Below are 26,183 nucleotides of genomic sequence, written 5' to 3'. Positions count from 1 at the left end.
CATCGGGGTCTGGGTCTTGTCCCAGATTTCCTTGGTAATGCTCTTGAGCGTATTGATGTTCAAGCAGACGCCGCCGCCACCGGTACCGCCCTGGCCACCGCCCTGGCTCATCATGTCGTGGGCCTGCAAACCATATGCGTCGACCGGAGCACCGTTTTTCTTGATGGTCTGGATAAGCTGAATGCCCTGATCCTTGTTCCACTGGACGGTGTTGTAGTCATTATAAATGAGGATAGCCTTCGGCCAACGTTCGCGCGCCATTTTGAAGGCCGTCGTCACGAAGGTGTAGTCACCATTGTTGTCGCCGCCAAGTGCCGGAATGATATTGTTGTTCTTGCCGTAAGGAGAATGATAGCTGTTGTTGCCCGTACGGATAGCCTCGTTCACCACGTCAATCATCTCGATTTCAGGGTAGTGTTCCTTAACAGCATCGAACCAGGCGGTAATCGCCTTCTTGGTTTCATCGACGCTGAGGCCGTTCAACCAACCCGGATACTGGGAGCCCCACACCAAAGCGTGGAACTTGAAGTGACCCCCGTTCTGCTTTGCCCAGTTATAGGCAGCATCGCAGGCACCCCAGTTGTAACGGCCACGAGTACCTTCGACGGAACCCCACTTACAGCCGTTTTCGGCCGTAGCTTGGTTCCAGAGCGCAGTAAAGTCTGAGCCGACACTATTACTCTGGGTAATGTTACCAATGAACTTTGCCGCGCCATCGGCCAAGCCGGGCCCTGCGAAAGAATACGCTGTTGCCGCAAGAGCGACAGCAGCAACCTTTGATGCTGTTGAGAGAATATTTTTCATATCCACATCCCTTTTATGTTGATGTGGCAAGCACATCCCATGCAAGCCATGAATAAAACTATCTTGCGCACGGGCATAAATCTCACGGTCCGCCTACTATTCTATGGACAGTTTATCCACGGACAAAAGTTTACAGGGCGGCATTATCCAAATGTCCACAGGCGGTGAAAAAAGCCATTTTTAACGAAAATCGGGAATTTTCCACCCATCAGAAAATGTCAACACGCGGAATGGCCCTTTTTTGCGAAATTTGCCATTACCAAAATGTCAACAAACAAAACTTTACACAGGGCACAAGCCCCGACCGACTATAAAAGGGTTTAAATTATGTTTCGGTAAGTATGTGGTGTTTGGGAAAAAAAGGAGTCAAAAATGCATTTTCCCAAACTTTTAGGCGTTGCTAGCGCAATAGCAATGTCGAGCAGCCTGGCTTTTGCCTGGAGTATCGACGGAGTGGTAAAATCCAAGGTCTCCGGCCGCTTGCTCGCCGGCGTAAAAATCAGCACCTTCAATTTCGGAGGTTTCGAAACCACCAGTGCCGAAGACGGCACGTTCAGCCTCAGCGGCGGAAGCGATGCGCTCGCCGGAGCCAAGGCCGCGGACATGTCAATCCACATGGAAGGCACGACCCTCACCCTCTACAACGTGTACGCGAATAAGCTCAAGGTATCCGTAATCAGCGCCCTGGGCAAGGTCCTCAAGGAAAGCAACCTTCAGACCGTCCAGGGAATCGTCACCCTAGACATGGGCAAACTTGCCCGCGGCACGAAGTTCATCCGCATCAGCGCGGACAGCCAGAACAGCACCTTCATGGTGAACGACAAGGGCGTCACCGCACTCAAGAAGGAAGGCGAAACACTGCCATCCCTCCAGTTCTCGCTTGACGGCTACGCCAACTTTGTCTACCAGATGCAGGCCGAAACCGAGACCGGCGTGACCATCGAGATGGTCCGTCCCTCGAGTTCAAGCTCCAGTGACAACAACCCGACCGTATCTTCTTCTTCCGAAAAGCAGGTCGTCTCTTCCAGCAGCAAGACTCCGGACGACACACCGGTCGATTGCTCCAGCAAGACGGCCAAGGCCGGCAAGCAGAACATGAGCGTGACGGTCGACGGCAAGAAGCGCACCTTCATTATGTACATCCCGGATTCCTACAAGGGCGACAAGCCGGTTCCCCTGTTTGTGGACTACCACCCGGTTATGGGTAGCGGCTCCGGTCAGTTCAACGACACGAAGTACAGGTCCCTTACGGAAAAAGAAGGCGTAATCTCGTTGTACCCCGATGGCACCAAGTCCGCGGACGCTAGCAAGATGGGCCCGGGCTGGAACGTGGGTCCCTGCTGCTCCGACGATGACGACGTCAAGTTCTCTCGCGAAATGATCGCTGCTGTCGAAGAAATCGCCTGCATCGACAAGAAGCGCGTGTACGCAGCCGGCTTCTCGATGGGTGGCGGCATGAGCAACCACGTGGCTTGCTTCATGTCCGATGTCTACGCCGCAGTCGCTCCTGCAGCTATGGACTTGAACAAGACCAACAGCGCCCAGTGCAACCCGACTCGTCCGATTTCCATCATCATGTTCCGTGGCACAAACGACCCGGTCTGCAAATACCAGGGTGGCGACAGTGGCTATGGTGACGGTCTGAACTTCTTGGGCGCCGAAGGTAACTTCAAGTTCTGGGCCCAAAAGAACGGCTGCACGGGCAGCCCGAGCAAGAACTCCAATGGTTGTGACGAATACTCCAACTGCCAGGATGGCACGAAGGTCGTTCTCTGCACCAAGCAGGGCGGCGGCCACGAACAGGGCGACGGCAACGTCGGTTGGCCGTTCCTGAAGCAGTTCACCCTCCCGTAACATTTTCGGATTAGATGTACTCTCTGCTAAATCCCTCGGTGCATGCCGGGGGATTTTTCATGGTGCCTGTGCAGCCACCTTTCGAAGGCGATTTCCCATTCTTCCTTCTTGTGCTTGACGAAAGGCTTTTCCTTGTGAAGATGCGCGAGCAAACAAACAAACGCAAGCGTCGCCACTGCAAACCCCGCGATGCAGCACAGCTTGATAACCTGCAGCATCAGACTACTGTCGTTAATCAGTTCCATTCTAACCCCAAGCAACCGCTTCGAAAATTTCCAAACCAACAGATTTTCTCGTCGCAGTCAGCGCCTTGTTTTCACAAGGGAAAATTGCCAACCTTGTTGAACAAACATCCTAAACCGCGCGCAAATATAAAATCAGCCCATTGGACTGTCAACGGAAAATGGCTCCGTCACAAAATAAAAATCATTTATTTTTCTTACTTCGGCAGAATCGGAAGGCTTTTTTTTTGTTATATATGAAACAATCTCGCACAGGAAAACACATGAATTCACGCCACGCAGAAGCAATCGCCCTAATCAAGCAACTTTCCCCGTTGCTGGACGAGGAGTCCGAAGTATTCCGTGAACTCGCCGTGTTCTTTGGGCACGATGCGAAAATCGAAGTCCACCGAGGAGACCTTTCAAAATTCCTGGGGCGCAAACGTCTCTACCGCGTCATCCGTCTTAAGGCAGAAAACTTCAAGGCCTGCGCCTACAGGCTCGTCGACGAGCATCCCGAAGCGATGGACGCGCTCGGCATGCTGCGCTACTACAAGGCAGCCTCCCCCATCCGCTGGGAAGAAATCGAGAACGCCGAAATAGCCCTTGGCAAGGAACTCACGATGGGAGCCTACGGCTGGGCGCCCGATGCGTGGACGGCATTCGAAAGCAGCGACTGCGCGGATTCGCCCGACAAGTACGAGATGGTCGCCATCCTCGCTTTCGATTTTGGCGACTAGGACAAGCTACTGCTTCACGAATTCGAAGAACGAGACACCGAGAGCTTTTTTCTTGGCGGTTTCGAGGTATTCGGCAAAAGGCAATTCCACGGTCTTTTTGAGGATTTGCGATGCATGCCGCAGCATGGGGACCTGCCCCGGCCTCAGCACGATGAATCCTGTATGGTAGGCGTCAATGATATCGAGCTTGCTGATGAAGGCGACTCCAAGCACAGTCAGGTCCCCTTCGTGTACGACAGAGGCCCACTCCTTCGCCTTTTCGAGGGTCAGATAATTTATCTGCACCTGCGGCTCGGGGTCATCGAACTTGATCTTTTTAGACGCGAAAAACTTTTTCTTGGGCATGGTGCGCACGATTGTCGTATCGCCATTGATGCGGATTCCGCGGGAGAACTTGCCTTCGCCCACCCAGTCCGTAAGCAGGTAGTGCTTGCGGGTGCGGTAAGAAATTTTGCCATCGAAATAGCGGATGCGCTGCAGTACATTAAAGAGGGAATCCTCGTGGGATGCGTTCGCAAGGGCAAGCGCATGCTCCATGTATGTCACGCAATCGACAGAGTCCAGATAAACTAGCGGTTTTGGTTCGATAGGGTCGAACGTTCCTTCGCCCATGGGACCAATACGATAGGGAATCTTCAGGAGCATGCGGGAGAAGTATTCGAGCCGTTCATGAAAACCCGAAATTCCCTGCGCCGCAATCCACATGTCCTTCATCTTCATGTACGAAGCGTTGCCGGCGTTCGCCCAGCGGACAAGCGAAACCCAGATCGAATCCATCATGTCCTTGCAGTCGGCATCCTTGTTCTTGCCCGTCTCGTTCAAGTATAGCGCAACGGAAAGGGTATCGCCCATAGCGAATATGTAGCCCGCGAGCCCGTGGACCTCGCTGATGTAGCCTGTCTTGAACTTGGTAAGCCATGTTTCCTGCAGGTCCATCATGCGCTTGCTGCCCGAACCGATGCCCGGGCGCGCGAAACTGTTGATATAGAAGTCTCCCTTGGGGTGGCGCGCCATGGCGGCAAGCATCTGCGTTTCCGACGACGGCTTGATCTTGTTCTTGCTCGATAGTCCGCAGCCGTCGAACACGACAAAACCGCTGGTGTCGACGCCAATCTCGTTCAAGAACTTGGCCTCCATGGCCTTCGCCTTTTCGACATTTCCTTCGCCCGTCATGAAGGCGGCCATGTTGCGGAACAGGGATTCGGCATGCAGGTTCTGGCTTTTCTGGTTGATTTCATCCATGACGCTCAGCAACGGCGCCGCGGAAAAACTGAACTGCTGGAGCTTGGCGCCCATGGGGGCGTCGGGAGCTTCGGCATAGCGGATGCCGCGCTTTTCAAAAGCGGTCAGGAGCGCCGCCTTGAAATATCCGATGGCGCCACGCACGGGCACGGTAATCTGCGTCGAATCCGACTCGATGTCGAATTCCCCTTCGAGCTTGACGACAGGTTTATCGGGATCCATCTCGCGTGTCCACTTGAGCTTCTGCTTGCGTTTGCGCTTGTTCCGGGGAGCCACTTTCGTGACGAGCTTGTTTTCGATCCGCACGTAGCCCACGTCCGGATGCACGCTCACCTGGACCAGGTCGCCTTCCTTCGCACCAGGCTTGATGCGTATCAGTGCGCAGTTGTCGTTGAACTGCAGCGGCGTGACCTCGGCCCCGTACCAGAAATCGTAAAAATCCTTGCGCCAGTGTTCCGGCTTCCACGGGCCGCTATAGTAGGAGGAATCCAGGTCGATGCGTCCCTGGATGAAGTCGATTCCGAGAGCCCTGATGGAATCGGCTACTGCATAGAACCAGTAAAGCGGATCCTTGTAGTAGCGCGCAGAGAGGTTCGGGTCGCCTTCGCCGCGTACGTTCAGCACGCCCCGGAATGTGCCCCCCTGCATGTTCCCGTTGAGCGTCACCTTCGTTTCGGGAGCGTAGTCGAGCGGAAGCCAGTGGAGCGCCGTCGCCGTCGAGAGCGTCTTCATGGTGCTTGCCGGAGTAAAATACTCGTCTGCCTGGATATTCAGCAGTTCCTTGCCCGTACTCACGGAGCGCACGGAAAGTCCCAGCTTGGACCCCGGAAGCAACGAATCGACATAGACCTGAAAAGAATCCAACGGGATGTCTGCAAAGAGCGAAGACACAGACAACGTTATCAAAAATGCAATGTATCGAGCGAATCTCACCTGACGGATCTCCCGCCCGACCGGCGATTGCGGATAAACTTTACTAGCAGCCACAGAAGCAGCGCAAAGATTGCGACCACGAGGATACAACCGACGACAAGCACCACACGCCACACGGGGAACGGAGGTTCCTGCGGTTCAAAGCTGAGATTCTCGGGCGTCACTTCCTCGATTTTTCCTGAAAGGACGCCCTCGATCCAAGGACGGAGCGCTCCAGCATCGACTCGCGGCGCGTTCCCGAGGACACTGTCGATTTGGCGGTCGGTTTCGAGAAGGAGCCCGGCCATTTCTCGGGCGCGAGCAACGGGATCCGCTTCCCCGGAGAACATATTGCCCATGTTGTTGGAAAGGCCGATGAGCAGGTTTTCAATGGCGCCCCACTCCGGAATATTCGGGAAACTACGGCCATGTTCAAGATCGTTGATTAGCTGCGAATACCGGCGGTCCTGCATCCAGATACGCATGAGGCCGCGGTCCGAAGGAGGGAATCCGACGGAACGGCAGAACGCATCCAGGTTGTCGACCCGCAACAGGTAGGCAAGCAGGGATTCCGCCTTCTCAAATTTCAGGGAATCCGCATTCGAGGGGAGCGTGAGGTGGCTACCGCCCACGAACGTGGAGCGGCCCTGCGGGCCGGCAGGGAAAGGCACAATCATGATTCCGTCATCGGCAATAGCGGTGGAACGAAGCCCGCCCGCAGAAGCCGGATACTCCAGCTGGCGGATCAGTTCCGAGGTGCTGTAGTGGAGCAGCTGTTCCGAATGGACGAAGCGCGCAGCACTGCGTTCGGAATTGTCCTGCAGAGCGAACGGAGCAAGTTCCGTATCACCCAGAATTTTCGCATAGGTCGCCACGCCCTTCAAGGTGGCCGTATCGAGCAAGCCGCTCCTGTAGCGCTGGCCATTCTTGACGATGAAATCCCCGCCCTGGTTCCAGACAAACGGAGCCATCATCTGGGGCCCGGTCCAGTCGTCCTTTCCGGGAAGCGAGAACGCGGCCACCGGTTTCATCTCCGTATTCTTGAGCCCGCCCCTGTTGATTTCGCGGAGCGCACCCATGAACTTCGGGAAATCCTCGATATCGGATTCCAGGATGCCGAGGCTGTGCCACAGCCACTCATTCACGAAAAGCGCGCGCACATCGAGGAACCACGGGAAGGCGTATATCCCGGGCCTGTCCGCAATATGGCCTGCGACGTAGGTCTGGGGGTAGAACCTTGACGAATCCATCTGCGCAAGCATGGAATCGAGGACGCGAATCTTGCCCGTCGCCGCGAAATGCGGGACCCATGTAGAACCAAGCTGCAACAGGTCTGGAGCGGAACCCGACGTATCCGAAAGCGCGCGGGAAATTTCGACAAAGGCCTCGCCCCAGTTGAGCACGCGAACCTTCACGGGAGTTCCCGTTTCGCGCTGGAACTTCTTCACTATCTTGTGGATGGACTTCTGCGAGCCGAGCCCGTTGTCCATCACCCAGAATTCAAGCGTATCGGCCCCAACCGGCCTGCCGATTACAGATTCGGCATGCACCGTGACGCAAAGCGACGTCGTGAGAAAAACAAAAGCAAGAAGATCCTTCAGCAGTTTACTCATTTGGCAAATTTCTCAAAGTCCTCGAAATACTGGGGGTAGGTCTTGTTCACGCAGGCGGGGTCCATGATCTTGACGGGGACTCCTCCAAGCGAGACGAGGCTGAAGCACATGGCCATGCGGTGGTCGTTGTAGGTCTCGATGGTCACCGGCTGCAATGTTTCGGGCGGCGTAATCGTTATGGAATCGTTCGATTCGCGGACCTCGGCCCCCACCTTGCGGAGTTCCGCCGCCATTGCGGCAATGCGGTCGGTCTCCTTCACGCGCCAGCTCGCGATTCCGCGGATTGTCGTAGGCGCATCGGCAAACAGCGCAAGGACAGCAAGCGTCATGGCGGCATCGGGAATCTCGATGGCGCTGTAATCGCCCAGGCTCTTGAGCTTGCCCTTCGGACCGACACACTCGATAAAGTCTTCTCCGTTCTCGGAGCCATAGCGGATATCGGCCCCCATATCCCGCAGGACCTCGGCGAATGCGACATCGCCCTGGATACTGTTCCTGCCCACGCCGAGCACCTTCACGTGGCCACCCGAAATAGCGGCGGCCGCAAGCGGATAGGAGGCAGAACTCGCATCGCCTTCGACAAAGAAATCGCCGGGGCTACTGAAGACTCCGTGGGGCACGTCAAATTCGTAGGGGTATCCGGCAGGCCATTCTACATTCAGCCCGAAACGCCTCATCACGGAAAGTGTCATCGCGACATAGGGTTCCGAAATCAGTTCGCCCTCGACGCGGATTTTCAGATGCGACTTGCAGTAGGGCGCGCAGATCAGGAGCGCCGTCAGGTACTGGCTCGAGATGTTGCCGCGGACGGAGACCTCCCCGCCTTCAAGGCCGTGCGCACTGATGGTCACCGGAGGGTACCCTTCCGTTTCCTCATACTTGATTTCGGCACCGAGCTTCTGCAGGGCATCGACCAGGTCGCGGATGGGACGCTCGCTCATGCGTTCCTCGCCGGAGAGGCAGAAAGTGCCACTGCCAAGAGTCAGTGCCGCGCAGAGCGAACGCATCGCCGTCCCGGCATTTCCCAGGTAAAGTTCGGCCTTCTTCTCGCCCGATGCATCCGCGGGGGCATCGATCGGGCCGCCGTTGCCGTAGACGGTCGCTTCCGAAAAATCTTCCGAAAATTCGATTTTCACGCCCAGCTTCTGGAGCGCTTCGCCCATGTAGCGCGTGTCATCGCTCCTGAGCAGGTTGTGCAACCTAGTCGTTCCGCAGGCCAGCGCCGCAATCAAGAAGGCGCGATTCGTGATGCTCTTGGAACCGGGGACGCGGACGACGCCGCTAAAAGACTTAGAAGGCGGCAACAGCTTGTAAGAGGGACGGAACTGAAAATCTTCCATGCTTCAAAATTATAAATTATTGAAAGGAACAAGAAAGGAAGGTGCCCCATGGAACAGGAAATCACGACCAAGGACTTCGAAGTTCGCTTTTCGGACTGCGACCACCACAGCCGCCTCAAACTGTCGAACCTTTTCCTGTTCATGGAAGAGACCGCCATCGCCGACGCCGAAAGGAACGGATTCGGACTCTGGAAAATGATGCAGGCGGGCTACACCACCGTCATCACGCGCATGAAAATCCGCATCCTGCACACGCCCGTCTGGGGCGAGAAGATTTCCGTATCGACATGGGCGAAGGATTTCTACAAGGACAAGGTCTGCCTCAAGGACTATTCCATACTCGATTCACAGGGGCACTCCATCGCTCAGGCCACGTCGAGCTGGCTTCTGGTGAACCTCAAGACGGGCAAATCCGAGAACCCGGCAAACAGCCCCTTCCCCATCCCGCTTTTTCGCGGCAAGGATGCGCTTCCCGAAATGATGGAAATCCTGGATCCCGAAATCGAGCCCAAGGTCATCCGCACCGAAATCGCAAAATACAGCGACCTCGACATGAACAAGCACGTGAACCACTGCCGCTATGTCGACTGGGTCATGGATTCCCTTGACAAGGAAGAAATCAGGAGCCGCCGCATCCGTTCCATACAAATGAATTATGTCACGCAGGTGCCGCTCGGAGGCGAAGTAAATATCGTCCGGTTCAAGAACACAAACCACCACGCCTATATCTTCGGCATGAACGCGGGCGACATGACACAGTGCCACTTCCAGGCTCGCATCGGATTCCAGGACTAGTCGCCACCGGCGACAACCCCAAGACCGGGCCACAGTTCAAACCGCACGCTTCCGTCCCTGTCCGTACGGAAAAAACGCGCCGAGTCCCCGAGGACATATTCGAACTTACGGACAACCAAAGCGGAAGGATGGCCGTAGCGGTTTTTTTCGCCAACGCTCGCTACCGCATATTGCGGAGACACCCGAGCAAGGAAGGGAAGCGAGCTGCTCCCCGCAGAACCATGGTGCGCCACCTGCAGCAGGTCGGCCGAGAGCGTCGGGAACAGTTCCAGCAGGCGGCGCTCCCCCGCGGAATCCAGGTCTCCCGTCAAGAGGACCGTTCCTGCGCCATACTCCACGCGCACGACCACGCTTGCCGGATTCCCGCCCTCGCGCACGTAGGCGGGTGGCCAGAGCACGTCGAATCGGGGAGCAGGTGCCGATTCCGGCATGTCGCCGCACAGGGCGAAGGACACCCCGCGCATCAGCGTATCGACGGGGATAGTGGCGCGACGCGCTATCGCTAGCACGCTGTCGCGTACGAACCCGCCCGACGTATCCGGCCCCACGAAGAGGTTCCGGACATGGACTTTCGATCCGAACTCGAAGAACCCTCCGCCGTGGTCGCGGTGGTAATGGCTCACGAGCACCCATTCGAGCGAATCTATGCCGCGCGCACGCAGCGTGTCGGCGACTCCCGCGGAATCGGGCCCCGAGTCGTAGAGAGCATAGCGCCCCCCGCACTCCAGCAGCACCGCGAGGCCCTGCCCCACGTCCAGGACCGTCACGACAAGAGGCGAAGGAGGCGCCTCCCCCTCGCGGATAATTTCGGGCGAGCATCCCGCCACGAAAGTGAAAAGCAAAATGCCCATAGGTCCAAAGAACGTTCTGGGCAGGAACGGCAGGAAAAACCGGAATTTCAGGAAAAGAAAGTATCTCATACCTATAAAAACGATTTCGCGGCGAAAATGTGCCAAATCAGTCGTTTTTTTTATTAAATTTGCAGTATGCAGTTACCCAAATACAAGAAAAAGAAGCGTATCAAGCTCAAAATCTGCCAGGAGCCCGGCTGCGGCCGCGAATTCTGGGGCCACCCGATCGCCAAGTACTGCGAACTGCACCGCGACATCAAGTTGCGCCAGAAGCAGAAGAAGAACGTGGAAAGCATCGAGTCCAAGAACATCATCTTCCGCCACAACTACACGGAGTCCATGGACCTCACCTTCAAGTGCTGCCTCGAAGGCTGCGACGGGACGTTTACCATCAAGGTCTTCCCCAAGCAGACCGTGTATCCCCGCTTCTGCCTGGAACACAGGAACGACTTCAAGCGCGAGAATTTCATCCGCATCATGCAGAAAAAGAACGGCTAGGCGCCCGACCCGGCCTTTTTTGCGACTTTTTTATTGCCATCCCTTGAAATTTGGGGTGGCTTTTTTATATTTGGGCTCACACTCATGGTGGGTGTAGCTCAATTGGTTAGAGTCCCAGATTGTGATTCTGGATGTTGTCGGTTCGAGTCCGGTCACCCACCCTCAAAAAATCCCGCGAGAAATCGCGGGATTTTTTCATAGGTTACACGACGGGGCCCAGCCTTACAGCATCGAGTCCACATCTTTCTTTGCATCAAGCCACATTTGCAGCAACTTGACAAGTCCCTTGTTGTCGGACCAGCCGCCCGGAATGTCGTCCGTATCCTGCAGTTTGACCGTAAAATTATCAAATATAATGGCCGCATTGGCATTCGCATGCGAATAATTTTTCGTCGTCGACTTCAATCTGGCGATAGCCTTCTCGATATTGCTCTCGGTAATGACTCCATCGATCAGGGTATCCTTGTTTATCTCCTTCAGGCCCCATTCGTTTTTCACAATATCTTCATCGGCCCAGAGCAGCAGCTGTGCTTCCGACGATATGCGTGTCACATTGTCGAGATTGATATGGCCGCCTTCAATAGGATACCAGCATGCCGTGCTCTTCTTGCACCCAGCCAGGGCAAGTATACCAATGATCATTGTCAGAAGGATTGCTTTTTTCATTAGATGTTCCTTTGTTGATGTTTATTAAAATGTCTTATTCCTTGGTCGTCTTGATGCACTCGTTCACGAGCTTCAGGACAATGTCGCCCGAATCCGGGTCCATCATCATGTCGAAGGTCGAACGCATGGTAAAGCAGTAGCCGTCGATGTCGTAGCTGATATCGAGCGGCGGCACGATGCACTTGTTCAGGTAATCGAGAATCAGACGCTCGCGGGTGTAGTCCATCGATTTCAGGATGTTTTCCTCGCTCTTGAGCATCAGGGAGCTCAGGTAGCTGTAATGGAGGTCGTAGGTGTATTCCGCGAGGAGCTCCTTGGGGATATACGATATGCCGTCCATCCTGAGCACCGGGGAATTCTTCGTCAGGTTCCAGAACAGGAACCCCTTGTAGCCCATGTCGTAAGATTTCGTATGCGTCGCCTCGCCCGACTCCATGAACTTGGCGAACGCATCCTTGCGGGTAAAGAAATTCTTCATCGCCACGTCGTCCTCGGAAATGAACGCCGAGAATACATGACCGTAGGGCGTATCCTTGTAGACGCGGCCCACATGGTAGATGCGCTTGACATTGCCCTTGCCCGTCCTGGTGCGGTAGGAAATCTGCTTCGTCGAGCCGTCATCGGCCTCGAACTGTTCCTTGAGTTCGTTGCCAATCTTCTCGTAGTCTTCCGGAAGGATAGCGTTCCTGAAATTCGCGCCGACGAAGTCGCGGAACTCCTCAGGGCTCCCGCATTCGAAGATATCGAGCGCACGGGCATTCACGTAGAGGATTTTCCCCGTCATGACGTTGATGAGGACCACGCCGCCGGGAACATACTCCATATAGTTGAGCGCCATCTGGTGCTGCAGTTCCGCATGCCGGATTGCGCCCGCCACCTTCGCCTTGATCATTCCCTTGTCCGTGATGGGCTTGAGGATAAACTGGTAGGCGCCCAGGCGGATGCTCTCCTTCGCAAGTTCCAGGTTGTCCGTCATCATGACGAACGGAATCTGGAGATCGCGCCTGCTTCCCTGGAATTCCTGGATGAGCCTAAACCCGTCCATTTTCGGGAGGCCCGCATCGAGCAGCACGAGAGAAATGTTCCTGCGGTGTTCCAGCAGGAGTTCATGCGCCTGCGCACCGTCGCTTGCGATCAGCATGTTGTAATCCGCCCGCAAGACACTTTCAAGGAACGCCCTGTTCTGCGGGTTGCTGTCGGCGAGCAGTACCGTCTTCGTCCGCACGGGAGCAGTCACGCTCTCGTTGTTGGGCAATCCGTCAAACGCGCTCACGTGCGTATTGCGCAGCATCAGGTTGTATATGTGGCAGCCGTTGATATCGGCAACCAGGCTCCCCCTCACGAATACATAAACCCCGTGAGTCGCATACGTCATTTCGCATGGCGACATGTAGGCCATCCTCTCCCCTTCGCGCAGCGTGTAGTACACCGGGTTCTGGGGATTGTTGGAAGCATCTTCCACGTCCTTCCTGCTCATAAACCCGAGGCTCCGGAGCTGTTCCTCGTACTGCCTGTTCGCAAACAGGAACTTGAACACCCCGTTTTCGTAGGTCATTATCGACATGGGCGTTTCCACCAGGTAGTCGAGGCTTCCCAGTTTCGAATAGACCGCCCTCATGTTGGCGTCCTCGACGACGATACCCCTGGTTTCCATGTGCTTCATGGTATCGGCCAGGGGCTGCGGCTTGCCGTAATAGTAGCCCTGCGCCTTCTCGCACCCGATGCCTTTCAGGAAATCCATCTGCTCCTGCGTCTCGACTCCCTCGGCAAGCGTCTTCAGGCCAAGGCGTTTCGCCATGCGGACCATCGAACTGATGATGATGCGCGAAACATCGTTCAGGTTCGAGAGGAACGCCATATCGATCTTGAGTTCGTCGAACTTGTAATCCTTGAGCGTGTTGAGCGAGGAATACCCGCTCCCGAAATCGTCCATCCAGACCTCGAAACCCGCCAGGCGGAAGCGCTCGATTTCGCGCTGCACGTAAGGGTCCGACGCCATGATGCTCTCGGTGATTTCGACACGGATGAGTTCGTGGCCTATCCCGAACCTCCTGAGCGTTCCTTCGACCACCTCGAAGATGTCGCAGCCAGTAAAATCCAGACGCGAAAGGTTGAACGACACGGGGACCACCGGGCGGCCGTGTTCCAGTTCGTCGCGCAGTTCCCTGCAGACAAGCTCTATGACGTGGCTGTCGAGCTTGTGAATCTGGCGGGAATCCTCGAGCGCGCCGATGAACACTCCCGGATTCAGGAATCCGTACTGCGGGTCTATCCAGCGGGCAAGCGCCTCCATGCCGCAGAACGTTTCTGTAATCGTGCGGACGACCGGCTGGTAGTAAATCTTGATATAGCCTTTCGCGATCGCCTCGTCGATATGGCTCACCACGTAGTTCTGCAGCAGGAGATCCTTGTGCAGGCCATCGTCGTAATAGCGGATAAACTTGTCGCCCTGCTTCTTCTGGAGGCTGCAGGCGAGTTTCGCCTTTTCGATCGCTTCCAGGAATTCATCGAGTTCCTCTATCCTGCAGATTCCGACATAGAGGTCCATCGATATCTTCGACACAACCCCCTTGACGCACTTGCGGATTTCGGCCAGCTTTTCCTCGATGCCGTCGATGTCCGCGATTACCGCGAAGTGGTCGTTCGCGAGTCGGCAGATCAGGTTATTCCCGAACTGTTCCCTGAGGCAATCCGCAAGGTTCACCAGGAGTTCGTCGCCCCTGCGGAACCCGTTCGCGCTATTGTAGAGCTTCATCCCCACGATATCGATAAACGCAAGGACCGGGGCGCCTCCCGACTCCCTGATTTCATCGATATAGTTCTCGCCGCACAGGCGGGCATATTTCAGATTCGCAAGTCCCGTCAGGGGGTCGAAATAGCGGTCGGCATGTTCGCTCACGGTCAGGAATATGGAGCTCTTCCCCTTCCACGAAATCTGGGATACGTTCAGTATCAGGTATTTCCCGGAACGCGGGCTCCGGATAATCGCCTCGCCCCTTTCTAGGATGCCGTTGATAGACGGCAGCAGGGTCAGTTCGTCTTCGTTGAAGAAGTAATCCGCCAGCTTGATTCCCGAATCAAAGGCCTTCACGGGTTTCCAGACGCGTTCAATCGACGCGCTGACCATATAGATCTCATACGTTTTCGCATCGAAGATGACAAACGGGTCCACCTTGTCCGTACTCAGGAACTCCACGACGCTGCCTTCGAAATTCTGGAGGGATTTCCCGTTCGCATCGAGCGCGTCGGTAACATCGTCGTAGACGACCACGGCGCACTTCGAGCCGTCCTCGAGATGGCGATGGTAGCCCACCGCATGGATGGTACGGTATGCATCCTCGCCGCGCAGCTTCTGGCGGTAGACGACCTCGTAGCGGCCACCTTCGAGTTTCGCGAATTCGGCAGCCCTGGTCGCGACGTAGACGGTATCTTCAGGGTGAACGCCCCTGTACATGTCCGTGTCGAGAAGGCGGATGACGTCTTCTCGCGAGGAACCGGGAACATGCAGGCGCACAAGCCCGTCCGAAACGAGGACTGTCCGGACGCAGCCGCCGGTAAACTGGTAGACGGCTAGCGGAATTTCGGAATTCTCCAGTTCCCGACGCAATATCTCCGGAAAACAACCAATCTCTTGCACCGCCATAACCAAGCCACCTGATAAAACTTCATCTTCTTTACCATTAAACTAATCTTTTATTTTCGATAATGCAAACACTTTCTTACATTTTTGTCACAAAAACCCCTGGATTTGCGTTTTTTCATAAAAAAAAAGGACCGTCCCGGGAAGGGACGGCCCATTTAATGTTTGAAGATCCTCGCCTACTCCCCAAAGAGGATAACTCTACTATGGCAACAAGTTGCCAAGTATCGTATAGCGAGGATGACATCCTTTGTGCGAGGATGACGCCCTCTACGCGAGGACGATGTCCAAACTAGTTACCGCGTTCGAAGCGGATGAAGTTCACGACCTTCAGGCTCACAAGACCGAGCTGCTTGGCAACGACTTCCTGGAGGTAGTCCTTGACGCTGAGCTTCTTCGGGTTCTTTTCGGACATGAAGAATTCCTGATCTTCGAGAACGATTTCCTTGAGGACCTTAGCCACGCGGCCATCGATCTGGCGCTGCATGAACTCAGGCTTGGTCTGCTTGCCGGAGGCTTCGATCTGGGCCTTGGCAATTTCCTTTTCCTTCTCGATCGTTTCGGCCGGAACGGAAGCATCGTTCAGGGCAACCGGAGCAAATGCGGCAGCCTGCATAGCGATGTCCTTGGCGGCAGCCTTGAGGGCGGCTTCGTCGGCAGAGCCTTCGAAAGCGAGTTCGGTGATGACACCGATCTTGCCCTTCATGTGGCTGTAGACACCGAACACGGAATTCGGGACCTTCTTGAGTTCGCCGAACTTGCGGAAGTCGATGTTTTCCTGGATCTTCACGAGAACGTCGGCGAGGCGGTCGGCAATCTTCACGCCGTCGACGACAGCGTTCTTGAGGTCTTCGACGGAGGAGATAGCCTGCGTTTCTACGGCCTTGACGGCGAGGTTTGCGAGAGCGACGAAGTCATCGTTGTTGGAAACCGGTTCGGTTTCGCAAGAGAGTTCGAACGCAGCAGCCTTGTCGGCAGTTTCCACGAGGTAGATGCGGCCTTCCTTGGCAGCCTTGTCGGCGCGCTTTGCAGCGACGGCGGCACCCTGCTTGCGGAGGAGCTCGACGGCCTTGTCCATGTCACCGTCAGTCTCGGTGAGGGCCTTCTTGCACTGCATCATGCCCACGCCAGTCTTCTGGCGGAGTTCGTTAACGAGGGAAGCGGTAATCTGCATATTACTTGTCCTCGCCGTTGTCGAACTTCTTGGGTTCTTCCTTGTCGGCCTTCTTGTCGTTGGCGACGCGGGCCTTGACGTTGGCGGCGATGTAGTCCACAATGAGCTTGATGGACTTCACGGCGTCGTCGTTAGCCGGCACGGGGTAATCCACGAGGGTCGGATCGACGTTCGTGTCGCAGATGCCGATGATAGGAATGTGGAGGCGACGGGCTTCGGCCACGGCAATCTTTTCGTGGGCGAGGTCTGTCACGACCAGGAGACCCGGGAGGTTCACCATTTCACGGATGCCACCGAACACGGAAAGGAGCTTTTCGCGTTCGCGGTTCTTGTCGAGCACTTCCTTCTTGGAGAGGGCCTGGAACGTACCATCCTGTTCCATGGCGTCGATCTTGTCGATCTTCTTGATGGACTTGCGGACCGTCTGGAAGTTGGTGAGCATACCGCCGAGCCAGCGGTTGGTAACGGAGAACTGGTTGCAAGCGGCAGCGGCGTCGAGCACGCACTGACGGGCAGTCGGCTTGGTGCCAACGAAGAGCACGGTCTTGCCAGATTCAGAAATCTTGGCGGCGGCCTTGGCGGCTTCTTCGAGGAGGTCGCGAGTCTTGGAGAGGTTGAGAACGTAGATACCGTTCTTCTCGGCCAAGATGTAGGGTTTCATTTTCGGGTTCCAGCGCTGAGTCTGGTGACCAAAGTGGGAGCCTGCTGCAAGCAGATCTTCAACGGAAGGCAGATTTGCCATAATGTATTCCTTTTCGGTTGTTACTACCCGGCATGCAAATAAGCCGCGAAGCGTTGCCCTGACTTGGGGTGAACCTCAGGCCCAGGACCGCGCCACCGAAGCGACTCTCGCAAACCGGTGATTGGTTTTACCCGGGCGAAATTGCCCGAGCGGGGTCAAATATAGAAAATCGAAGGAGTGGTGTCTAATGTATATTTGAACGAAAAAGCCGTAAAAAGGCCCCCAAAATGTCCACTATCCGCAAAAGAATTTCCTCGAATTCCACGTCCCGTTCGGAGCAAACCCTCTTCGACACCGCCATCTGCCTGAATGACGCCTGGGATGTCTGGATGAACGTCCAACTGAACTTCGCCGTCAAGAAGAGCGGCACGAGCATAGACCACGAGGTGGACTGCATCCTGTACCACCGGAAATACGGGATGCTCCTGATCGAATGCAAGGACGGGCACATATCCACGGAGGAAGCCCAAGGCACCGAAAAGGGGGTCATCTGGAAACAGGGGAACCGCATCATGGAGCGCTCCCCCATCGAACAAATCAAGGCAAGCACCCATCCGCTCCACGACTACTTCAGCGAGATGTTCCCCAAGGCCGGCCACCAGTACAACAGGATCCGCGTGCAGTGGGCGGTATGCTTCCCCGACATGGACAGCACGGGAAGGATCGGCAACAACGCGCTGCAGCCCCGGCACGCCATTTTAAAGTCCGACATCAAGAGCTACAACACCCTCGAACGCAAGATTAGGAAGATTCTCGAGACAGGGGAACTGTCATATGGCGGAAAGCCCTTCCCGAACGACGAGCTGAGCGACGAAGACTATGACAGGCTTATCAGTTTTTTGGGCTGCTTCGACGAACCCAGCTGGCCCGAACTCTGGGAAATGGAATCCAGGGCCCGCGTGGCACCCACCGCCTTCCAGGAAATGCTGATGGAATCCATCACCCGCAATCCGCGCATGCAGATCGAAGGGGTCGCCGGATCGGGCAAGTCCCTGCTGGTGCAATGGGAAACCCGCCGCCTCGCACGCGAAGGAAAGCGCGTCGCCGTGCTCTGCTACAACGACCTGCTGGCAGAACAGATGCGGCAGAACTTCAAGAACCTGGGACTCGACGAGAGCCAGGCCGTGGCGACAAGTTTCCACAAGCTGGCCGCCAAGTACGCACGCATCGCAAAGGTAGCGGGAGTCCCCCGCCGCGAACCGGAAGACGATGCCGCCAAATCGGAATATTACGACGCCGTCGTCGCAAGCCTGCCCGGTGCGCTAAAGACTCTCCGGGACAAAAAGAAGAACCTGTTCTTTGACGCGCTCGTCATCGACGAGGGGCAGGATTTCGAGAACAGGTGGCTCGATTCGGTCCTGCAACTCCTGAAGGACCCGCAAAAGGGAACCGTCCGCTTTTTCTACGACCCGAACCAGACCATCTACAAGGACCGGGACGTGCTGGGAAACAGGACCATCGGCGCAATGCCCGTGATGGTACTCAAGCGCGGTTTCCGCTGCACCAAGCGAATCCTGGAATGGGTCCACGACACAACCGACATCAGGATCCCGTGCTACGAGAACACCCCGGAAGGGCGGCCCGTGGATGTGCGGACATACACCGAGCCCAAGGAACAAGAGGAACTGCTGCTCAAGGAAATCGAGCGGCTCCACAAGAAGGGAGTAACCTTCGAGGACATCCTCGTCGTCTCGCTACGCAGCCGCAGGAATTCAGGACTTGCCTCCCTGAACAACGACACTTTCCGATGGAGCGACATCAGCGATTCCCTGAACGGGGCCGTCATCAACATCGTATCGGCCTACCGCTACAAGGGACTCGACAAGCGCGTGGTTATCCTGACGGACCTGAAACCCTCCAAGAACGGCCCGGGATACCCCCACAGCAACGCACACCTGATCCTGGTCGGAGCGACAAGGGCCAAGGAGCACCTGGTCGTGTTCCGGCAAAGGCACAGGATATAGGCGCCAGCGCAGGCTCCGTTACGCCACCCGCGTGACGCCGGGGCCGGTTATCGTGCTGTGGCCCTTCTGGCTGGTACTGCGTTCCAGCATGATTTTCTGGTTGATGCTGTTCACCACCGATTCCACGTGGGTGATGATTCCGAGCATCTTTCCTTCGCGTTGCTGGCAGCGGAGGCAGCTCATCACGTCTTCCAGGGTGACGTCGTCCAGCGTGCCGAAGCCTTCGTCCATGAAGAGCGATTCCACGCGCACGTTGCGGCTCGCGAAGTCGGCAATCCCGAGGGCAAGCGAGAGACTCACCAGGAACTTTTCGCCACCGGAGAGGTTCGAGATACGGCGGGCACTGTCGAATTCCGAATCGACCACCTTGAAGCCGAGGTTCCCTTCGGCGACAAGCCTGAAGCGGTCCTTGACAATCGCCAGGTGCTTGTTGGCGAGCTTCAGGAGCGACTTGAAGGTTAGCCCCTGCACGAAAGTGGCGAAGTCGCTGCCGTCCATTACGCCGAACCATTCACCCATCGCGTCCCAGCGGGAAAGTTCCGCCTTCTTTGCGTCGAGATCCTTCTGCAGAATCTGCAACTGGGCGACGTTTTCTGTATAGGCTTTCACGCGGGCGCGTGCGGCACCCGATGAGCCTTGCAGTTCGCCGAGTTCCTTTTCGACGGCAACTTTCCCCTCGGTAAGGGCCTGCAGGGGCGTCTCGTCGGAGCGTTCCGCCTTCAGTTTTTCGAGGGTCCCGGTTGCCGCCTGCTTCTTGCCGGTTGCGGTAGCGATGGCAGCGTCGATGCGCTTCTTTTCGTTCTGCAACTTCGTGAATTCGGCTTCCTGCAGCAATGCGGCCTGGAAGGCAGCTTCGTCGGCGAAACCCTTCGCTGCTATTGCATTTTCGAACTTTTCGGTTGCGGTCTTGATGTCGCCCGCGGTCTTTTCAAGGGAACCCTTGAGCGCCAAAATCTGCGTATTGAGTTCATTGTGCCTGTTTTCGATATTGCGGAACGCCTTGTCGGTAGCGTCGTACTTGTTGGCGGCTGCGGTCTTGCTGGCAGTCGCTTCCTTCGCGACAGCTTCCACGTCCTTGTCGCCGAACTTCTCGCTGCGGGAACTGCGGAGTTCATCCAGCTTGCGGGAGACATCATCGAGGTTTGCGGTTTCCTTTTCGAGATTGTCCTTTTCGTGCTGGACCTTCTTGCCGTACAGTTCCACGTTGTTGCGGGCGATGGCAAGATCATTCGAAAGTTTATCAAACTTGGTCTTGTTTGCGGTGAACTGCTGCAGGTGCAATTTCAGGTCGGCAAGGGTGCTGTCCGCGTTTGTAAGGTCAAATTCAGCCCAGGGCTTCCAGAGTTCCGCCACCTTTTCGCTCGCCTCGTTTTTCTGGCTGTTCAGCGATTCGATGTTTTCGCTTGCCGCATTCCCGGCGGTCAACGCGCGGCTCTTGGCATTTTCGTACTGCCCGAGTTTCGCATCTGCGTCCTGTAACTTCGTGTTCAGTTCGCGAATCTTTTCGGCGGTGTTGCGCACGCGGGATTTGTCGGCTTCCGTTTCCTCCGAGTGTCCGCAGGCGGGATGTTCCGTAGAACCGCATACCGGGCATGCCTTGCCCTCTTCCAGGTGGTTCTGGATGACGTTGGCGAGCGCGAGGATATCGTTCCGGAACAGTTCGTTCTGCTGTTCGAGAAGTTCCTGCTTGAGCGCGTTTGCGTCATTGAGACCTTCTTCTGCCTTTTTCAAGTCTTCTGCGGCGACCTTTTTCGCCTTCTCCTCGTCGGCGATTTTCTTGTCGAACCCGCGGATGCTTGCGACAAGCGTTTCGCTCTGCGGGATAATTCCTGCGAGTTCCGCGTCCTTCGCGTTCGCTTCCTGGGTCTGTGCGAGGGATTCGACCTGCGGTTCGAGCGACTTGATGGCATCCTGCGCCTTTTTCAGTTCCGCTTCTGCTTCGGAGAGAGACTGTGCGGCGGTCTTCTTGCGGCTTTCGGCATTGGCCTTCACGCTTGTCGCATTTTTCACGTCCTGGTCGAGCTTGCGGATTTCGTTCCAGAGCGCTTCGTTTTCGGCGATAAACTGCTCGGCGGCCGTCTTCTCCTTTTCGGCGATGGCCTTGTTATCGCCTGCGGTTTTCAGGTCGCTTGCCACCTGCGGGAGCTGCTTCTGGAAATTTTCGAGTTTCGCCTTTTCGTCTGCCTCGTGCTTGCGGAATCCCTGCAGTTCCGTATGGAGCGTCGCGCATTCGCGGGCCTTCTCGGCATCTGCAAGCCGCTTCTCGTTGCCGGCGAATTCGCTCTTGTCCTTGTTCGCTTTTGCAAGTTCGATTTCTGCGCTTTCCAGGCTGCGGGCGCTTTCGTTCATCGAGTTGCGCCAGGCGATACGGGCTTCGAGATCCTTCTTCTTGTCCGTGAGGGCCTTTTCCTTGTCCGCGACTTCTGCAAGCAGGGCTTTGTCCTTCTCGATGTCCTCGGCCTTGGGCATGGTGTTGTTCAACGCATCGAATGCCGCCTGCGAAGTGTCCTTTGCCGCTTTCGCCTCGCGCCTGTGGTCACCCACCTTCTTTCCGATGCGGCGATACTTTTCGGTGCCGTTCAGTTTTTCGAGGATGTCGGCGCGTTCTCTTTCGTCGCTGGTGAGGAACTTGCTGAATTCGCCCTGCGCGAGCATGATGGAACGGCAGAACTGCGAGTAGTCCAGCTGGATGACTTCGGCATTCGCCTTGCCCAGTTCGCCGTTCTTGCCGGTATTGCCGTCAAAAACCGGGTTTTCCGGACTGTCGATAGACCAGACTTTTCCATGGGCGGGCTGCAGGTTGCCATCAGCCTTGTCGCGGGCGCGGCGCTGGTTCCATTCCGACACGTAGGTGCCCTTGCGGCAGCGGTACGTGACGCGGGCGAAACAGGTGCCCTTGTCCGATGTCATGACGGCATTACCGTCATTGCCGTTGTAGATCGTTCCCTGGCGCGGGGTGGCGCCGTAGAGGGCAATCGTGACGGCATCGAGAATGCTCGTCTTGCCCATGCCCGTCTTTCCGCTGATGACGAAAAGGCTGTGGTCCAGTTCGCTGTAGGAGGGGTCGGTAAAGTCGATGCACCACTTGCCGGCGAGACTGTTGATATTTTCGAATTCGACTTTCAGAATCTTCATGTACTAGACCTCCTCGCTGCCGGTTTCGTTGTTGACTTCTTCGACCACTTGCCTGAAGAGTGGGAGGTTTTCATCGAGGGCCTTCTGGATACTTTCGTCCATTTCGGGCGCACCCATCCTGCTCATCACGAGACGCTTGAACACTTCCTCGTCGGTAAGGACGTCGACCGATTCGAGCGTATCGTCCGAGAAGGCGTCCGCCGCAAGGGTGTCGGCGCGTTTCACCTTCTTGCTCACGACCTCGAACGGGGCGCCTTCCAGCACGGATTCGAGCGCCTCGTTGATGCTCACGCCCGGAGCGTAGTCATACACGACTTCGACCTTCAGGGGCTTTTCTGCGGGCGCATTTTTCAGCTGGTTCAGCTGCATGACGATATCCGCGACAGAGCCCGATACGCGCAGGAACTTGAAGTACTGTGGGGTCTCGATTTTCTGCACGGCGGGTTCTGCGCCCTTTTGTAGGTCGATTGCCAGGATATGGTGCGGGATGCTTGCCTCGTCAAACCCGAGCACGAACGGCGAGCCCGAGTACCGCACCTTCGGGTTGCGCGCCACCATGGTGGTGTAGTGGATATGTCCGAGGGCCACGTAGTCGAGGCCTTCCGGGAAAACGGAGACGGGGATTGTCCCGAGGTTCCCGACGATGTCGCGCATGCCGTGTTCCTTCGCGTCCCTGCCCTCGTCGTTTTCGGGGCGGCCTTCCAGCCTGGAGGCGTACAGGTGGCCCGTTGCCACGATGGGGATGTCGCGGCCGGCGCGCAGCTTTTCGGCGGCCTCGTAAACGGCGCTGTAGAGCCCGCTGTATGTACTCTGGGCGAAATCCACTGCGTCTTCGGGCTTGAAACGGCGCAGTTCCGTTTCGCGTACATACGGGACTGCGGCGCTGATGCCCACGACGTTCCCGCTGGCATCCGTAAGTTCCTTCACGAGTTCCTCTACGGGGCGTTCCCCGAGGGAGCCTACCATCTGGATATTGAGGGCGTCGAGCAGGTCGCGCGGGGCGTCGAGCAGTGCGCCCGAGTCGTGGTTCCCGCCGATGAGGACGATGTTCTTGCAGTCCGTTTCGAGCAGGGAGGCGAGAAACCGGAAATACTGCCTGCGCGCCTCGACGGGCGGGTTGGTGGTATCGAAGATGTCCCCCGCCACCACAAGGCACTGCGCCCCGAGTTCCACGACGCGTTCCTTGAGCCAGGCGAGGAACAGCTCGGTTTCTTTTTGGCGGTCGATGTCGTGCATCGAATTGCCCAGGTGCCAGTCGGCTGTGTGTATGAACTTCATGTTCTTCCTTTCCGGCCCGGAGCCGGAGTTCTTTATCACTTCAAATATAGTATCGTCAGGATGTCATAAAATGTCAAATGACTTTTGCTTTTTTTCAAACCTCTAAAAAACACTCGGGAACCTGAGCATACAATCTTCTCCTTGCTGTTTTTTTCTAAATTTGGGCGCATGGCAGAAAAGAAGAAGATACTCGTAATGGTCGCAAGCCCGAAGAACGAACGCAGCGGGACGCTTATCCCCACGAAAGCGTTCGTGCAGGGGCTCGAAGAGAACGGCGACTACGAAACCGAGTACCTCTTCATCGACCGCCTGAACATCAAGCCCTGCCGCGGGTGCCTCAGCTGCTGGGGCCGCCCCGACGGAAGCTGTTTCATCAAGGACGACGACATCCCGATGGTGCGCGAGAAGCTCATCAACTCGGATATCGTCATCTGGAGTTTCCCGCTGTTCCTGTTCAGCATCCCCGGGCAGATGAAGGTCCTGATGGACCGCATCGTGGGCATGGTCCACCCCTACATGGGCCAGAAGCTCAAGGATGGCGCGAACGCACTCAACTCGCACCTGCATGGGCTCCAGTTCCAGAAAGAAGGCCAGAAAATCATCCTGCTTTCGAGCTGCGCCTGGATGGACATCGACGTGGTTTACGAGCCCATCCGCAAACAGTTCGACATCATTCTCGGGCACGAGGGATACACGCTCATCGCCTGCCCGCAGATGCGCGCACTCGACCACCGCGGTGGCCCGCGCCGCCTCAACATGCTTCGTGAAAAGTACCGCAAGGGCGGCGCAGAACTTGCAACTACCGGCAAACTCTCGCAGGAAGCAATCGACCTGATGCAGAAGCCCATCTTCAGCGACGATGCCTACGTGACGCTCGTGACCGAGTTCGTCACGCACATGTTCGACCGCCCGGACAACTTCTAGAAACTCTGGTTTTTAGCGATGAAACTGATTGCCGCCTATATCTGCGTTTCGCTCTTTTTCGTGCTGCTCCGCGGCAAGCTGTTCTACAGGTTGGAAACCCGCAGGCAGACTGCATTCAACAGTATCCGCGTTTGCGCCGAGATGCTTGCGCTTACCTGGGTAATGTCGTACTTCACCGGGAACCCGCCCCCCTCGACAAAGCACGTGCTGTTCGCAGCAATCCTCTGGGGCGCCATATTCGCATGGAAGTTCGTCACCTTCAAAAAAACCGGTGCGCAGCCCTCATGCAAGTGGTCGTTCGCGTTCCCGGTTGCACTATTTACAATCCTGTTCATCCGCGTTTCGGCCATCTGGACATTGCGCACGTTCCCGGTAAACGACGTGGAGTCGGTCATTACCACACTCAACCTTCCCCTTGACGGCTTCACCGTCATTTTCATCAAGAGCTACCTACTGCGCGTCCTGCTGCCCATCGTCCTCATGACCGCGGCACTTTCCTACTTCTTCGGCGAACTCTGCACCGTACTCAGGAAGCCCAGGGCCACCTGCGCCGCGTTGACCGCCGTCGGCGTCATCGCCTTTCTCGCGCTCTTCATCGAGAAAGTCCCCGTTTCCAGGTATATCGATGCCATCCAGAACGAAACTGCCGTCATGGAAAGCGACCTGCTGGAGAAATACTTCATCGACGCCGATTCCCTGCACATAACCGCGCCCGAAAAACCGCGCAACCTCATCTGGATTTTGATGGAATCCATGGAAAGTACGTTCGCAGACACGGCAAGCGGCGGCGAGGCGGCAACGAACTACATTCCCGAAATCACCCAGCTCTTCGAAAAAAACACGGGCTTCTCGCATTCCGACAGGTTCGGCGGTGGAAACGACATGCTCGGCTCGCGCAACACCATCACCGGGACATTTTCCAAGACGACGGGCATCCCGCTACTGTCACGCCTGCGCCTCAACAACAAGTTCATTCCCGGAGCAAAGAGTTTCTGGGAATCGCTGCACAAGTACGGCTACACCAACTACTTCGTGATGGGAACCGATTCCCGGTTCAACATGCAAAACTGGTTTCTGGAACAGCATGGCGTTGACGTCATCTACGACATGGTCTCCATGAAAAGCAAGCAGGATGTCGACGAGAAGTTCAGGAACATGCGCTCATTCGAGGCCGGCCTCACGGACAGGAGCCTCTATGCGGCATCGAGGGCCTACATCGATTCCATCGCAAGGAACGGCTCGCCCTTCTCGGTCTCCATCGCAACCATCAACACTCATTTCCCCTATGGATTCTACGACAAGGAATGCCTGGAGAAGCCGGAATCCGGTTCGGACGAAGACTCCTACAAGGCGACCCTGCGCTGCGCCTCGCGCGAGGTGAATGAGTTCGTGGAGTGGTGCCAAAAGCAGGACTTCGCCGAAAACACGCTCATCGTCATCGTCGGCGACCACCTCTTCCCGAACAAGTTCCCCGGCAAGTTCCTGGCCAGGCCGAACATAAACAACCGCAAGTGGGTCACCATCCTGATAAACCCGACCAAGAATCCCGAAACCAGGCGCAGGCAGTTCACCTCCATCGACATCGCGCCGACAATACTCGAAGCGATGGGTTTCGATATCGCCGAGCACCGATTCGGGCTGGGAGTATCGCTGTACTCGGAAGAGAAGACCCTGCTCGAAATCTTCGGTGCTGATTCGCTCGAAAAGGAACTCCAGGCTCTTGCCCACGATCCCAAGTTCTTCAAGCGGTTCGTCCTGGAATAACTATAATAAAGAACTTCGGCAAGCAA

19 protein-coding genes and 1 tRNA gene are annotated in these 26,183 nt (G+C 56.3%); 8 read left to right on the top strand and 12 right to left on the bottom strand.

Annotation, left to right across the window (positions count from 1 at the left end; all coding sequences use genetic code 11):
- The coding region (locus B4A77_RS07390) for an endo-1,4-beta-xylanase (protein WP_290739623.1) at positions 1 to 804 on the bottom strand (804 nt) is incomplete at its 3' end.
- Positions 805 to 1,176: 372 nt separating this feature from the next.
- On the opposite strand from B4A77_RS07390, the gene B4A77_RS07385 reads away from it, so the two are divergent.
- Positions 1,177 to 2,658 carry a PHB depolymerase family esterase gene (locus tag B4A77_RS07385; protein ID WP_290724899.1) on the top strand — a complete coding sequence of 494 codons (1,482 nt, stop codon included), beginning with the start codon at positions 1,177 to 1,179 and terminating at the stop codon, positions 2,656 to 2,658.
- Positions 2,659 to 2,684: 26 nt separating this feature from the next.
- Here B4A77_RS07385 and B4A77_RS07380 read toward each other — a convergent pair whose 3' ends face one another.
- Positions 2,685 to 2,903 carry a hypothetical protein gene (locus B4A77_RS07380; RefSeq protein ID WP_173365236.1) on the bottom strand — a complete coding sequence of 73 codons (219 nt, stop codon included), beginning with the start codon at positions 2,901 to 2,903 and terminating at the stop codon, positions 2,685 to 2,687.
- Between the two features lie 260 nt (positions 2,904 to 3,163).
- Here B4A77_RS07380 and B4A77_RS07375 point away from each other — a divergent pair, with 260 nt between their 5' ends.
- Positions 3,164 to 3,619, top strand: a complete 456-nt coding sequence (locus tag B4A77_RS07375; RefSeq protein ID WP_173365235.1) for a hypothetical protein — start codon at positions 3,164 to 3,166, stop codon at positions 3,617 to 3,619.
- A 6-nt stretch (positions 3,620 to 3,625) separates the two neighbouring features.
- Here the strand turns inward: B4A77_RS07375 and dacB are convergent, their stop codons facing one another.
- From dacB to aroA, 3 genes are read right to left on the bottom strand one after another with little or no spacing between them, the layout of a single operon-like run.
- Entirely contained in the window at positions 3,626 to 5,767 is a 2,142-nt protein-coding gene (dacB, locus tag B4A77_RS07370) for a D-alanyl-D-alanine carboxypeptidase/D-alanyl-D-alanine endopeptidase (protein WP_290739620.1), read from the bottom strand.
- A gap of 23 nt (positions 5,768 to 5,790) precedes the next feature.
- Positions 5,791 to 7,386, bottom strand: coding sequence for an extracellular solute-binding protein (locus B4A77_RS07365; RefSeq protein ID WP_290739617.1), 1,596 nt, complete (start codon positions 7,384 to 7,386; stop codon positions 5,791 to 5,793).
- Positions 7,383 to 8,726: a 3-phosphoshikimate 1-carboxyvinyltransferase gene (gene aroA / locus B4A77_RS07360; protein WP_290736613.1), complete on the bottom strand. Its 1,344-nt coding sequence runs from the start codon at positions 8,724 to 8,726 to the stop codon at positions 7,383 to 7,385. Before aroA ends, B4A77_RS07365 begins: the two co-directional genes overlap by 4 nt.
- 48 nt (positions 8,727 to 8,774) lie before the next feature.
- Here aroA and B4A77_RS07355 point away from each other — a divergent pair, with 48 nt between their 5' ends.
- Positions 8,775 to 9,521: an acyl-[acyl-carrier-protein] thioesterase gene (locus B4A77_RS07355; RefSeq protein ID WP_290724890.1), complete on the top strand. Its 747-nt coding sequence runs from the start codon at positions 8,775 to 8,777 to the stop codon at positions 9,519 to 9,521.
- Here B4A77_RS07355 and B4A77_RS07350 read toward each other — a convergent pair.
- Complete coding sequence (locus B4A77_RS07350; RefSeq protein ID WP_290739614.1) at positions 9,518 to 10,441, bottom strand: ComEC/Rec2 family competence protein; 924 nt, start codon at positions 10,439 to 10,441, stop codon at positions 9,518 to 9,520. The two genes, B4A77_RS07355 and B4A77_RS07350, sit on opposite strands and share 4 nt — an antisense overlap.
- 66 nt (positions 10,442 to 10,507) lie before the next feature.
- Here B4A77_RS07350 and B4A77_RS07345 point away from each other — a divergent pair, with 66 nt between their 5' ends.
- Together B4A77_RS07345 and B4A77_RS07340 are read left to right on the top strand one after the other, a co-directional pair.
- Positions 10,508 to 10,870 (top strand): hypothetical protein, encoded by a 363-nt coding sequence (locus tag B4A77_RS07345; protein WP_173365230.1) that lies wholly within the window; start codon positions 10,508 to 10,510, stop codon positions 10,868 to 10,870.
- Between the two features lie 87 nt (positions 10,871 to 10,957).
- Positions 10,958 to 11,031: transfer RNA gene (locus tag B4A77_RS07340), tRNA-His, on the top strand.
- 61 nt (positions 11,032 to 11,092) lie between these two features.
- On the opposite strand, the gene B4A77_RS07335 is transcribed toward B4A77_RS07340, so the two are convergent.
- The 4 genes from B4A77_RS07335 to rpsB form a co-directional block, all read right to left on the bottom strand.
- Positions 11,093 to 11,512, bottom strand: a complete 420-nt coding sequence (locus tag B4A77_RS07335) for a hypothetical protein (RefSeq protein WP_290739610.1) — start codon at positions 11,510 to 11,512, stop codon at positions 11,093 to 11,095.
- Positions 11,513 to 11,570: 58 nt separating this feature from the next.
- Complete coding sequence (locus tag B4A77_RS07330) at positions 11,571 to 15,143, bottom strand: EAL domain-containing protein (protein ID WP_290739607.1); 3,573 nt, start codon at positions 15,141 to 15,143, stop codon at positions 11,571 to 11,573.
- A gap of 325 nt (positions 15,144 to 15,468) precedes the next feature.
- Positions 15,469 to 16,350 carry a translation elongation factor Ts gene (gene tsf, locus B4A77_RS07325; RefSeq protein ID WP_173380880.1) on the bottom strand — a complete coding sequence of 294 codons (882 nt, stop codon included), beginning with the start codon at positions 16,348 to 16,350 and terminating at the stop codon, positions 15,469 to 15,471.
- 1 nt (position 16,351) lies between these two features.
- Positions 16,352 to 17,092, bottom strand: a complete 741-nt coding sequence (rpsB, locus tag B4A77_RS07320; RefSeq protein WP_088636615.1) for a 30S ribosomal protein S2 — start codon at positions 17,090 to 17,092, stop codon at positions 16,352 to 16,354.
- Positions 17,093 to 17,319: 227 nt separating this feature from the next.
- Between rpsB and B4A77_RS07315 the strand changes: the two genes are divergently transcribed.
- Positions 17,320 to 19,056 carry a nuclease-related domain-containing DEAD/DEAH box helicase gene (locus B4A77_RS07315; protein ID WP_290739602.1) on the top strand — a complete coding sequence of 579 codons (1,737 nt, stop codon included), beginning with the start codon at positions 17,320 to 17,322 and terminating at the stop codon, positions 19,054 to 19,056.
- An 18-nt stretch (positions 19,057 to 19,074) separates the two neighbouring features.
- Here the strand turns inward: B4A77_RS07315 and B4A77_RS07310 are convergent, their stop codons facing one another.
- Together B4A77_RS07310 and sbcD are read right to left on the bottom strand one after the other, a co-directional pair.
- The gene (locus B4A77_RS07310; protein WP_290739599.1) at positions 19,075 to 22,191 is read right to left on the bottom strand and encodes an SbcC/MukB-like Walker B domain-containing protein; all 3,117 of its coding nucleotides are present in this window, start codon (positions 22,189 to 22,191) and stop codon (positions 19,075 to 19,077) included.
- Positions 22,192 to 22,194: 3 nt separating this feature from the next.
- Complete coding sequence (gene sbcD, locus B4A77_RS07305; RefSeq protein WP_290739596.1) at positions 22,195 to 23,469, bottom strand: exonuclease subunit SbcD; 1,275 nt, start codon at positions 23,467 to 23,469, stop codon at positions 22,195 to 22,197.
- A 168-nt stretch (positions 23,470 to 23,637) separates the two neighbouring features.
- Between sbcD and B4A77_RS07300 the strand changes: the two genes are divergently transcribed.
- Positions 23,638 to 24,393: a flavodoxin family protein gene (locus B4A77_RS07300; protein ID WP_173365218.1), complete on the top strand. Its 756-nt coding sequence runs from the start codon at positions 23,638 to 23,640 to the stop codon at positions 24,391 to 24,393.
- A gap of 18 nt (positions 24,394 to 24,411) precedes the next feature.
- Positions 24,412 to 26,157, top strand: a complete 1,746-nt coding sequence (locus tag B4A77_RS07295; protein ID WP_290739593.1) for an LTA synthase family protein — start codon at positions 24,412 to 24,414, stop codon at positions 26,155 to 26,157.
- Positions 26,158 to 26,183: the final 26 nt, after the last annotated feature.

The organism is Fibrobacter sp. UBA3718 (genome assembly GCF_002371935.1).
Classification (GTDB): domain Bacteria; phylum Fibrobacterota; class Fibrobacteria; order Fibrobacterales; family Fibrobacteraceae; genus Fibrobacter.
This window is presented reverse-complemented; position numbering and strand designations above follow the sequence as displayed.